We start from the raw sequence: 10,972 nt of genomic DNA, 5'->3' as shown, positions 1-10,972 counted from the left end.
CACCCGGTGGCGTCGTGCGGCGGAATCACCACGCGGGGCCGCTGCCCACACTCGCACACGTGTTGGCCGACTTCCACCCTCTTCGGGCCCTCGCGAATGTAAACGATCCGGGAGCCGTGGACCCCGCCTCCCGCCGCGCCACGACACGGCATCCCGCGCGGGGCGGACCTTCACTCCCGCATGTCGGCGGCCGCGAGGGCCTCGATCAGGGCGCGGACACGCTCCACGTCCTCGTGCAGCTTCGACGGCATGCCGTCCATAGGCCAGATCGCGAGGAAACGTCGCAGGCTCGACCTTGCTTCGGCGAGCTCGCCGAGACGCGCGGCGAATTCGGCTTCACGCAGCACGGCGAGGTTGGACTGGGCGACGTTCCAAGCCTTTAACATGACGTTGTCGGTGACTTCCATGTAGGCACGGCCGCGATGCGTGGCGAGCCAGTGGGCCTGCTCCTGTGCCCCTGCGAAGTCGCGGGTCGCCGCGAGGCGCTCCATGAGCAGCACGTGGCTCGCGTAGAGCTCGGTACCGTCGAGCATCGCCCTCAGGTTCACGACGGCCGCCGCATCGCCATGGTCCAGGCGCTCGACCTGCACGAGGTGCATGAGCTTGGCGAGCACCGGCACGCCGCCCTCGTCGACCACGGGTCTCGCGAGGTCGATCGCATCGCCTGCGAGCACGTCGTCGCCGAGGCGTGCCGCGAGCCAGGCCCGCACGAGCATGCGGGTCGCCCAGGCGGTTCGATCCACGCCCGTTCCGGGCTCGCGATCACGCGACGCCGCGAGCGCGAGCCGGGCGGTCACGTGGTCGCGATCGTCGACGACCAGACCCGCCGCCACGAGCCGGCTGACCTCCCAGGCGTGGGCATGCGCCGCGTCGAGTTCGTGCTCCTCACCGGCGGCTTGCAGTGACGCCGCCTCGCTCCAGTGTCCACGATCGAGCGCGCGGGCGAGCGCGAACACACGCTCCGTATAGGTATCGACCGAGCGCTCGGGAGCCCGGCCGCTCGCGAGCACCGCATCGGCTTTCGCGTGGTCCCGACGGGCACTGTGCGCCGCCGCCACGAACAGGTTGCCGAACGACGCGCCGAGCGCCGTCGCGGCATCGAACTCCGCGAGTCCTTCCGCGTAGCGCTCGGTGCCCACGAGCAGCGTGCCGAGCAGGTAGTGGCCAAGGCCACTGTTCGGATTCTGCGGCACGACATTGGCCCTGACGGCATCGATCGCGGCATCGAAGTCGTTGGCGTAATGCCAGGTGTAGAAGGCGAGCGAGCCTTGCGCGGAGAAGAGGTCCGGATACTGCGCGGCTGCGGCGCGCCATGCCCTCTAGGCATCTTCCTGGGATCCGAAGTTCGCTCGCGTCGCCTCGGCGATGATACGTTCGCGTGGTGAAAGGCGCTGCGTGTCGTCGAGCGCGAGGTCGAGCTCGCGACGGGCCTCGGCTGTTCGGCCTGCGGTGAAATGCAGCATGGCGAGCTTCAGGCGCGCGGCGGCGAAATCCGGATCCCGCTCCAGGGCCTCCTGGTAGAGCTCGCGGGCCCGGATCGTGCTGCCGCTGGCATTCTCACGCATCGCGAGGGAGTACGCCCGAAGAGCGTCGAGGTTCTCCGTGGCGACCCTTTCGAGAGGCTCCGACGCCTCGCCGACCGTCGCGAGCGCTTCGCCGAGGCGAATCCGCAGGCGCTGGTTCACGAGATCCAGCGACGACAACACCGATTCCGCGCCAACGCCATCGGCCGACTCCGAGTACACCGTGGTCCGCGTGCGTGGGTCGATCAGTTCGGCCGTGACGCGCATCCGTCCGCCGACCTCCACGAGCGTCGGCAGCACGAGCGCCTTGGCGCCCGCGCGGATCGCCACCTCGGACCCGACGACACGATCCAGGCGCGTCGCTTCGGGATCGCGCCGCATGTGCTTGATCGTGTCACGCACCCGGAGGTCGGGCAGCACGTTGACGTGGCGCGACTGCTCCAGCGCGAGCCGCAGGGCACCCTGCAGCGATTCGTCGAACACGGTCTGCCCGGTCAGGTTGTCGAGGCTGCCGATGACCACCCAGTCACGCCCCGTGAAGGCGATCGACGGCGAAGGCCTGACGATCATGGACACCGGTACCGCGATGATGGCCGCGAGCGCGAGGGCTGCCGCGGCCATCACGCCCGGCCGGCGCCAGAGCGGGATCTCGCGATGGGCCGTGCCCGACCACGAAGGGGTCTTCAACGGCGCGAGCCCTTCCTCGCCGACCTCGACCACCGCGATCGGATCGGGAATGCCGCGGAAACGGTAGCGCCCATGGCGGCGCCAGCGCACGCGCTCGAGCTGCAGGCCGAGCTCGCCCTGCGAGCGGTGTGCGAGCGCATAGGCGATGTTCGACATCAGGATCTGGCCCGGCAACGCGAGGTTCATGAGGCGCGAGGCGATCGGTTTGACGAGGCCTTCCACCTCGACGGGCTTGGCGCCCCTGGCGACGTCCTCCGGCGCGTTGTCCCAGACCAGGATGTCGCCCACATGGATGCCCACGCGCGAGGCCAGTGTCGCGGTCTCCGACGCATTGAGCCGGCGCAGGCTGCGCTGGTAGTCCAGCGCGAACGCGACCGCCTGGATCGGACGGTCGAACATCATCAGGAAGCCGTCGGTCTTGTCGATCTCGCGGCCGCCGTGGCGGTCTCCCACCGAGCGCACCATGCGGTCATGGCGACGGATGAGTTCGGCGGCGGGCCGATCACCGATGCGTTCGATCAGCGCGAGTCCGTCGACGAGATCGGTCACGACCAGCGTGCACAGCAGCGTGCGGGTGGCGGAACGATGGTCGTCACGTGCAGCCACGGCGTTCACGACTCGCGGTCCTTCGAGGTGTGGCCTTGGCGAGCCATCGATTCTGCCCGCGTGCACGAAGGTCGCCAAGCCGCTTTACACGCCGCATTGTTCACGCGACACGCCCAGCACGTTCACGCGCGCCGGCTTGTCCGCATCGGCCCGGCACGCCATCTTGGGCGGCATTCCACGATCCGGAGCCCGCCATGGCCAGCACCGAAACCACCACCTCCTCGCGTCGCGTGACGCGCCTCGTGCGCGGCGAACCCGCCAGCGACGGGGCCGGCGTCAAGCTCAACCGCGTCATCGGCACGCGCACGTTCGGCATGCTCGACCCGTTCCTCATGCTCGACGAGTTCCGTTCGGATCAGGCCGGCGACTACCTCGCAGGCTTCCCGAACCATCCGCACCGCGGCTTCGAGACGGTCACCTACATGCTCGCCGGGCGCATGCGCCACGGCGACAACCAAGGCAACCAGGGCCTGCTCGAGCCGGGCAGCGTGCAGTGGATGACCGCCGGGCGCGGCATCGTGCATTCGGAGATGCCCGAGCAGGAAGACGGCCTCATGTGGGGCTTCCAGCTGTGGGTGAACCTGCCCGCCGCGCACAAGATGACCGCGCCGCGCTACCAGGACATCGCGCCCGCGCGCATCCCGGTCGTGGCCGCGACCGACGGCGCCGAGGTGCGCGTGATCGCGGGCACGTTCGGCGAAGCCACGGGACCCGTCGAAGGCGTCGTCACGCAGCCGCTCTACCTCGACGTGCGCCTCGAGGCGGGCAAGCGCCTGCACTTGCCGCTGCCGGCAGGACACGCCGCGTTCGCCTACGTCTACGACGGCGACGCCGCGATCGGACCGGCCGACGCGCCGCAGGCGGTCGCGCGCGGCCAGCTCGCCGTGCTCGAGTACGGCGACGGCGTGCTCGTCGCCGCGGGCGATGCACCGACGCGGCTCATTCTGGTCGCAGGTAAGCCACTGCGCGAACCGGTCGCCAAGTACGGCCCCTTCGTCATGAACACGCAGGCCGAGATCGTGCAGGCGATCGAGGATTTCCAGGCGGGGCGGTTCTGAGTCGTTCACCAGCCTCGCAACAGCCCCGTCGCCCCGGCGCAGGCCGGGGCCCAGCGCCTTTCAATGCAGCGTGAAGGCGGAGCGCGAGCCGTAGAGCTCATGCGTGCGACATCACAGGACAAGCTTTGTCGCTCGTGCCGTCAAAAGGCGCTGGGCCCCGGCCTACGCCGGGGCGACGTGTCGTGGGGATCGATGGCGTCGAATCCGTGGATGCATCGTTGCCGCAGTTCTCGAGCGCAGAGGCGCCGACGGGCTAAGGCTTCACAACCGCATCTGGTGCTGGTCGCTCCATGCCGCATCGAGTGGGAGGAGTGAGCTTCGCGCATCTCCATGACGTTATTCCGTGATTCGGATGTACCTCACGTTGTGATGCTTGAGGGGATCCCGGCTTTCGCCGGGATGACGTCTCATCATGATGATCCGCATTGGCAACGAGTGATGCATCGCTTCGTCATGCCCTGCACCGTAAGACCTTCGGGTGCCGAGACGCTGCATCGTCAAGCCACCCTTACCCGACGTCATCCCGGCGAAAGCCGGGATCCCCTCAAGCGTTCGTAATGTGATGACCTCGCGAATCGGCCGCGGCGCTCAACGTAGCGCGGGACCGCCGCAGCGGTTCACCGTGAAGAGGTACGTCGTCATCGATGGCGATGGCATTGCAACGACGTCGTCGCCCCGGCGCAGGCCGGAGTCCAGTGTCTTTCAGTGCAGCGTGAAGGCGAAGCGCGAGGCACGGAGCGCGTACGTGCGATATCACAGGACAAGCTTTGTCGCTCGTCATGCAGTCAGAAGGCGCCGGGCCTCCGGCGTGTGCCGGGGCGACGTGTCGTGGGGATCGATGGCGCCGAATCTGAGGATTAAACGCGAGCCGTAGAGCTCGCACGTGCGACATCGCAGGACAATCCTTGTGGCTCGCGATCCCGTCAGAAGGCGCTGGGCCCCGGCCTGCGCCGGGGCGACATGTCGCGGGGACCGATGTTGCCTGATTGCCGGATCCGTCATCCCGGTGTCGTTCGACAACGGGACCGCTCGAGCTCCGCCGACCGGAGCCAGCGCCTCAGGCCTTCACGCGCCGGAACAGGCTCCACGGCAGCGCGCGCAGCACGCGGGCGACGAGCGCCCACTTGACCGGTGCGTAGCGGTCGAACGAGCCCTTCGGCAGGCGTCGCACGACGTCCGCGGCGAGGTCGGAAGGCTCTGCCGGCGCCATCGGCAACTTCATCGCGAACGTGAGGTTGCTGCGCAGGAAGCCGGGTTTCCAGAACTGCACGCGCAGTTCGGATGGCGCATGGCGGTGGCGCAGGCTTTCGAAGAACGTCTCGAGGCCGCGTTTGGCCGCGGCATAGACGACGTTGCGGCCACGGCCGCGCACGGCCGCGATGCTGCCGAAGCCGACGATCGCGCCGCGTGCGACGAGCAGGCGCGGCAGCAGCGCGTGTGCGATCGCGAGCGGTGCGTGCAGGTTGATCGCGAGCAGCTGGCCGATCGCGCCGGCGCCGAGGCCGAACGCGTCGTCCTCGCGCGAGACGCCGACCGGCATGAGCAAGGCGCTCGCTTCGTTTTCGCCTAGCGCCTCGAGCACGCGCGCGCCGGGATCGGGTTCGCGCGACAGGTCGAGTGCGAGCGGTTCGACGGCGACGCCGTGGCGCAGGCGCAGGTCGGCGGCGAGCGCGACGAGGTCGCGCACGTCGGAGGCGACGAGCAGCAACGCATGCCCGTTGCGCGCGAGTTCCTCGGCGAGGGCGCGGCCGAGGCCGCTCGAGGCGCCGATGACGATGGCGGTCACAGGTCGAGCCTCCGGGTCAGGTCGGAACGGTGCAGGCCTTGCGGGTCGAACGCGCGCAGGCGTGCGCGTGCGCCTTCGAAACCGCTGATCGCCTGGCGCACGGTCGCCGCATCGAGCGAGGCGTCCTTGATCAGGTTCGGACGCGCGCGCTGTTCGAGCGCGAGTGCGGTCAGCGCGTCGAGGAACGCGCGTTGCGTCGTCGCGCGCGGGCGCGGGAGCTGGATCGCGAACGCGATGCCGCGGCCGTCGAACGCGAGGCCTTCGGGTTCGCCGTCGAACAGCTTGCTTGCGACGAGCGTGATCGCGGGACGATGTTTCGCGACGAGCGCCTCGAGGCCGTCCACGAAAGCGTCGTAGGTCGCGTGCGGCACGAGCCACTGCGCCTCGACGAAGCCTTCAGGGCCGAAGCCCGCGTAGTAGACGCGCGCATCGTTGAGCGGAAACAGCGCCGAGGCGACGTCGACCTGCGAACTTCCCGCGCGGCACCAGCGATGGTGGATCCACGCGTTCATCGCGGCGATGCCGGCCGGCGTCCATGCGCAGGCGCGCCACGGCGCGACCTGCACGGGCAGGTCGGCGCTCGTCTTCGCGCGCGGCGCGGCCTCGTGCGATTCGAGGCCGAAGCGGATCACGCCGCGGCCGAGGTGGCGCGCGCGGCCGTCGTGCCAGCCGTACAGCAGTGGCGCGCCAGCGTGCGCGACGAGCACATCGCGCGCCTCGCGCAGGTTCGCGACCGGCAGGCGGCGGATCGTGTACGCGGCCGGTGCCGGCGCGAGGCGCAGCGTCGCATGCACGATCGTGCCGGCGATGCCGAAACCGGCATGGCAGGCCGCGAAGCGCTCGGCGTTTTCGTGCGGACTGGCCTGCAGCCAGCCGTGCAGCGGATCGAATACGCCGAGGGCTTCGACGTAATCGCGGAACGTGCCGTCGCGCGCGGGATTCTTGCCGTGCACGTCGGCGGCGATGCAGCCGCCGATGCTCGCGCGCGGATGACCCGGCACGACCGGCAGCGACCAGCCGTGGCGCAGCACGAAGCGCGCGACGTCGCCGATGCGTGCACCGGCCTCGACGGTGACGAGGCCATGTTCGGCATCGAAGCCGAGCAGGCGGTCGAACGCGCCGAGCTCCTGCGAGATCGCACCGTCGCCGAAGCTCGCGGCGACGTAGGACACGCCCGATCCACGCGCGATGCGCGGCACGTCGGCGGGCAGGCTTTCGAGCAGGCGGTAGCGGTCCGGGCGCTGCACGCGCACGGTGGACCGCGTGGAGCGATCGAACGTCGACAGATCGAGGTCGGCGAGCGCGTAGCCGCGTGGCAACACGCTCATGCGCCGGCCTCGCGCTGCTGCTCGGCCTCGTCGGCCTCGAACAGGCTGTCGAGTTCCGCGAGCGCCTCGCGCGTGGCCTTCACGATCGCGGCTTCGTCGTCGTAGACGAGATGCTGCGAGGCGAGCAGCTTCTCGTCGTAGGCACGGAAGGTCTCGACGCGCTGCGCGGCGAGGTCGTGTTCGAGGCCGAGCGCCTCGAGCACGTCGCGCGACAGCACGAGGCTCGAGTGGAACGTCTCGCGCACGACGGCGACGTCGAGGTCCATGAGGCGGAACACGTGCTGGCGGTTGCGCGCGCGCGCGAACACCTTCACGTGCGGGTACAGGCGACGCACGTGGCGCGCGATGCGGATGTTGGTGTCGGGGTCGTCGGTGGCGATGACGAGGATCTCCGCGTGGTCGATGTTGGCGGAACGCAGCAACTCGGGCCGGGCCGGGTCGCCGAAGAAGATGCGGCTGCCGAAGCGGCGCGAGACCTCGACCTGCTCGATCGAGTTCTCGATCGCGGTGAACGGCACGCGGCTCGCACGCAGCACGCGCGCGACGATCTGGCCGACGCGGCCGAAGCCCGCGATGATCACGCGCGGCGTCTCGCCGTCGAGCGTGTCGTAGGCCGGCACGTCGCCTCCGCCGGCCGCGACCTTCGGCGCGAGGCGTGCACCGAGCGCGACGAGCAGCGGCGTGAACGCCATCGAGAGCGTGATGACGACGACGAGCAGGTCGCGCAATGCGGCGTCGATGAGACGATGCTCGAGCGCGAGCGTGAACACGACGAACGCGAACTCGCCGCCTTGCGCGAGCACCGCGGCGAGCGCGAGCGCGTTGCCGCGCGACTGCTTCGCGACGAAGCGTGCGAGGCCGTACAGCACCGCGCCCTTGATCGCGAGCAGCACCGCGAGCATCGCGAGCACGCGCAGCGGATCGGACAGGATCAGGCGCGCGTCGGCGGTCATGCCGACGCCGATGAAGAACAGGCCGAGCAGCAGGCCCTTGAACGGATCGATGCGTGCTTCGATCTCGTGGCGGTACTCGGAATCGGCGAGCAGCACGCCGGCGAGGAACGCACCGAGCGACATCGAGAGGCCTGCGCCTTCCATGATCATCGCGGTGCCGAGCACGACGAGCAGCGCGCTCGCGGTGAACACCTCGGGGATCTTCGAACGCGCGGCGATGCGGAACAGCGGGCGCAGCAGGTAGCGGCCCCCGACGACGACGATCGCGATCGTGACGATGACGCGCGCGACGACCAGCGTGTCGGAGCCCGCGTCACCCGTGGCCTTGTGGATCGCGAGGGCCGGGATCAGCGCGAGGATCGGGATCGCGGCGACGTCCTGCAGCAGCAGGATCGCGAAACCGAGGCGGCCGTGTGGCGACTGCAGCTCCTTGCGCTCGGCGAGGATCTGCAGGCCGATCGCGGTCGACGACAGGCCGAGGCCGAGGCCGACCACGAGCGCGGCCTTCCAGCCCATGCCGAACAGTTCGCAGACGCCGCCGATCGCGAGCGCGCTGATCACGAGCTGCAGGCTGCCGATGCCGAACACCTGGCGCCGCATGACCCACAGCCGCTGCGGCGACAGTTCCAGGCCGATCACGAACAGCATGAGCACGATGCCGAGCTCGGCGACGTGGGCGATCTCCTCGGCGTTGCCGACGAGGTTCAGGCCGCTGGGTCCGATCAGGGCGCCGGCGGCGAGGTAGCCGAGCACCGCGCCGAGGCGCGAGCGTCGCGCGAGGGGCACCGCGATGACGGCGGCCAGCAGCAGCACCACGGCGTACTGGAGGAAGGCATCGGACTGCAACGAGAACTCCTGCGCGGCGTCGGCGGGCGGCGCCGAAGCGCGCCGCATCGCCGTTTCCGGCGCGCGATTATGGCACGCGGTTCGTCAAGGACCTGTTGGCATGGGCGCGCTTCTCAGGCGCTGAGACGGCGGCGCGCGAGGCTGCGCGCGGACATCCGAGGAGACGCCCCATGCTGCTGGCCCCGTTCACGCTCGCCGACGTTCCCGCCACCCGCTCGCCGCGCCGCACGCGCCGTGCCGCCGCGAAGGCGACCGTACCGGCCGTGCGCGTGCCGGCCTGGCTGGTCGCGTGGGCGGTCGTCGGCGCGCTGCTGCTGGCCTTCGTGCCGGCCACGCGTGGCGGCGGCTTCGGCGGTGCGACGCTGCCGTTCTGGCTGCTCGGCGCACCGCTCGTCGACATCGCCTGGCTCACGCGACGGCGCTGGCTGGCGGTGCTGCGCGCAGCGCTCGCGCGACGCTGACGCTCAGCCACGCGAGCCGAGGCGTTTGCGCTCCATGCGGCGCAGGAACTCGTCCATGATGCGGCGGTAGAGGTCCTCGCCGAGGTAGGCATCCTCGACGCCCGCGTCGATCGACGGGTTGTCGTTGACCTCGATCAGGGCGAGGCGCTCGCCCGATTTCTTGATATCCACGCCGTAGAGGCCGTCGCCGATCGGTGCGGTCGCGCGCAGTGCGAGCTTGACCACGTCGGCCGGCGCCTCGCGCACGGGCAGCGTCTCGAACCCGCCCGACTTGGCCGTGCCCTTCGCGCCGTGGTTGTAGATCTGCCAGTGGCCGCGCGACATGAAGTACTTGCACGCATACAGCGGCTCGCGGTTGAGCACGCCGATGCGCCAGTCGAACTCGGTGAACATGAATTCCTGAGCGAGCACGAGTGCGGTGTGCTGGAACAGCTGGTCGGCCGCCTCCTTGAGCCGGCTCGCGTCCTCGACCTTGACGATGCCGCGCGAGAACGAGCCGTCCGGGATCTTGAGCACGAGCGGGAAGCCGAGCTTCTCGACGACCTCCTCGAGCTTGCGCGTGTCCTCTCGGTAGAGGATCTCGGTGCGCGGGATCGGCAGCTTGCGCGACAGCATGAGGTCGTGCAGGTAGATCTTGTTCGTGCACTTGAGGATCGAGCCCGGATCGTCGATGACCACCATGTCCTCCTTCTCCGCCTTGTGGGCGAAGCGGTAGGTGTGGTGGTCGAGCGCGGTAGTCTCGCGGATGAACAGGCCGTCGTACTCGGCGAGGCGCTGGTAGTCGTTGCGGCCGACCGTATCGACCTCGATGCCGAGCTCGCTGCCGGCCTCGACGAAATGCTTGAGCGCCTTGCGGTTGGACGGCGGCATCGCCTCGTCGGGATTGACGAGCATGGCCAGGTCGAAGCGGAACTTGCGGCGCGCGCGCGGCTTGCGCCAGAGCTTCTTGGAGAACGCGTCGAGCGTCTTGGCGAACGCGTCCTCCTGCTCGTCGGACAGCGTGTGCAGGCCGGTCGGCTTGATCGCGCCGATCTGCCAGACGCGCTCGCGCTCGAACTCGATGCGCAGGATCGGGCACGGGAACGCCTCGAACACCTGGCGCGCGAGGTCCTCGAGCGCGGGATGCGAGGTGTGGCCGAAGTAGACGAGGATGCCGAAATCGGTGGTGTCGCGGCCGCCCGCCGGCAGGAACTTGCCGAGCTGGCTGTTGAGATCGTCGATGTCCAGGCCGTACAGCGAGCGCCGGCGCAGGTCGTTGATCGTGCGCACCGACGGGATCACCTTGTGGCCGCGCGCCTCGGCGAGCAGCGACACGTAGTAGCCCGTGCCGAGGTACTTGTAACTGCGGCAGAGGTTGATGACCTGGGTGCGCTCGTCGTCGTCGCTGAGCGGCTGCTTGAGGTAATCCTGGGCGGAGACGACGTTGTCGGACGGGTAATACGAGCCCCAGTCGGAGGCTTTTTCGACGACGATGACGAGGCGGCTCATGCAGCGCTGACCGTTCCGGTACGGGTGGATCCGCGGGGCATGGCGTGCGGGTGCGGGCGCCGGGCATGTCACGTCGGGAACGCGCGTGCTTTCGGCCCGCGCGGCGCGCGACTTATCGCGGCCGGCACCTGAAGGCCGGTTGAATGAAACGCGGCGCGGCGTACATCGAGGCACGCCTGGGGTCAGGTTCATTTCCCGGTTGGGTGCGAGCGGACGTGCATGCAGGGACGAGGGCG

The 10,972-nt window shown here is 69.5% G+C and carries 8 protein-coding genes; 2 read left to right on the top strand and 6 right to left on the bottom strand.

The window, feature by feature from the left end:
* Positions 1–170: 170 nt before the first annotated feature.
* Together ACQQ2N_RS06820 and ACQQ2N_RS06815 are read right to left on the bottom strand one after the other, a co-directional pair.
* On the bottom strand, positions 171–1,193 hold the full coding sequence (locus ACQQ2N_RS06820; RefSeq protein WP_440224947.1) for a hypothetical protein: 1,023 nt from the start codon (positions 1,191–1,193) through the stop codon (positions 171–173).
* Between the two features lie 126 nt (positions 1,194–1,319).
* The gene (locus tag ACQQ2N_RS06815) at positions 1,320–2,825 is read right to left on the bottom strand and encodes a putative peptide modification system cyclase (protein WP_440224946.1); all 1,506 of its coding nucleotides are present in this window, start codon (positions 2,823–2,825) and stop codon (positions 1,320–1,322) included.
* Positions 2,826–3,010: 185 nt separating this feature from the next.
* Between ACQQ2N_RS06815 and ACQQ2N_RS06810 the strand changes: the two genes are divergently transcribed.
* On the top strand, positions 3,011–3,874 hold the full coding sequence (locus tag ACQQ2N_RS06810) for a pirin family protein (protein ID WP_440224945.1): 864 nt from the start codon (positions 3,011–3,013) through the stop codon (positions 3,872–3,874).
* 1,057 nt (positions 3,875–4,931) lie between these two features.
* On the opposite strand, the gene ACQQ2N_RS06805 is transcribed toward ACQQ2N_RS06810, so the two are convergent.
* From ACQQ2N_RS06805 to ACQQ2N_RS06795, 3 genes are read right to left on the bottom strand one after another with little or no spacing between them, the layout of a single operon-like run.
* Positions 4,932–5,660, bottom strand: coding sequence for an SDR family NAD(P)-dependent oxidoreductase (locus ACQQ2N_RS06805; protein ID WP_440224944.1), 729 nt, complete (start codon positions 5,658–5,660; stop codon positions 4,932–4,934).
* Positions 5,657–6,988 (bottom strand): FAD-binding oxidoreductase, encoded by a 1,332-nt coding sequence (locus ACQQ2N_RS06800; RefSeq protein WP_440224943.1) that lies wholly within the window; start codon positions 6,986–6,988, stop codon positions 5,657–5,659. Before ACQQ2N_RS06800 ends, ACQQ2N_RS06805 begins: the two co-directional genes overlap by 4 nt.
* Positions 6,985–8,835 carry a monovalent cation:proton antiporter-2 (CPA2) family protein gene (locus ACQQ2N_RS06795; RefSeq protein WP_440224942.1) on the bottom strand — a complete coding sequence of 617 codons (1,851 nt, stop codon included), beginning with the start codon at positions 8,833–8,835 and terminating at the stop codon, positions 6,985–6,987. The genes ACQQ2N_RS06800 and ACQQ2N_RS06795 overlap by 4 nt, the downstream gene beginning before the upstream one ends.
* Before the next feature lie 122 nt (positions 8,836–8,957).
* Between ACQQ2N_RS06795 and ACQQ2N_RS06790 the strand changes: the two genes are divergently transcribed.
* Positions 8,958–9,248 (top strand): hypothetical protein, encoded by a 291-nt coding sequence (locus ACQQ2N_RS06790; protein WP_440224941.1) that lies wholly within the window; start codon positions 8,958–8,960, stop codon positions 9,246–9,248.
* 3 nt (positions 9,249–9,251) lie between these two features.
* On the opposite strand, the gene ACQQ2N_RS06785 is transcribed toward ACQQ2N_RS06790, so the two are convergent.
* On the bottom strand, positions 9,252–10,736 hold the full coding sequence (locus ACQQ2N_RS06785; protein ID WP_440224940.1) for a RimK family protein: 1,485 nt from the start codon (positions 10,734–10,736) through the stop codon (positions 9,252–9,254).
* Positions 10,737–10,972: the final 236 nt, after the last annotated feature.

This window comes from Dokdonella aquatica (assembly GCF_051987395.1).
GTDB lineage: Bacteria > Pseudomonadota > Gammaproteobacteria > Xanthomonadales > Rhodanobacteraceae > Dokdonella.
This window is presented reverse-complemented; position numbering and strand designations above follow the sequence as displayed.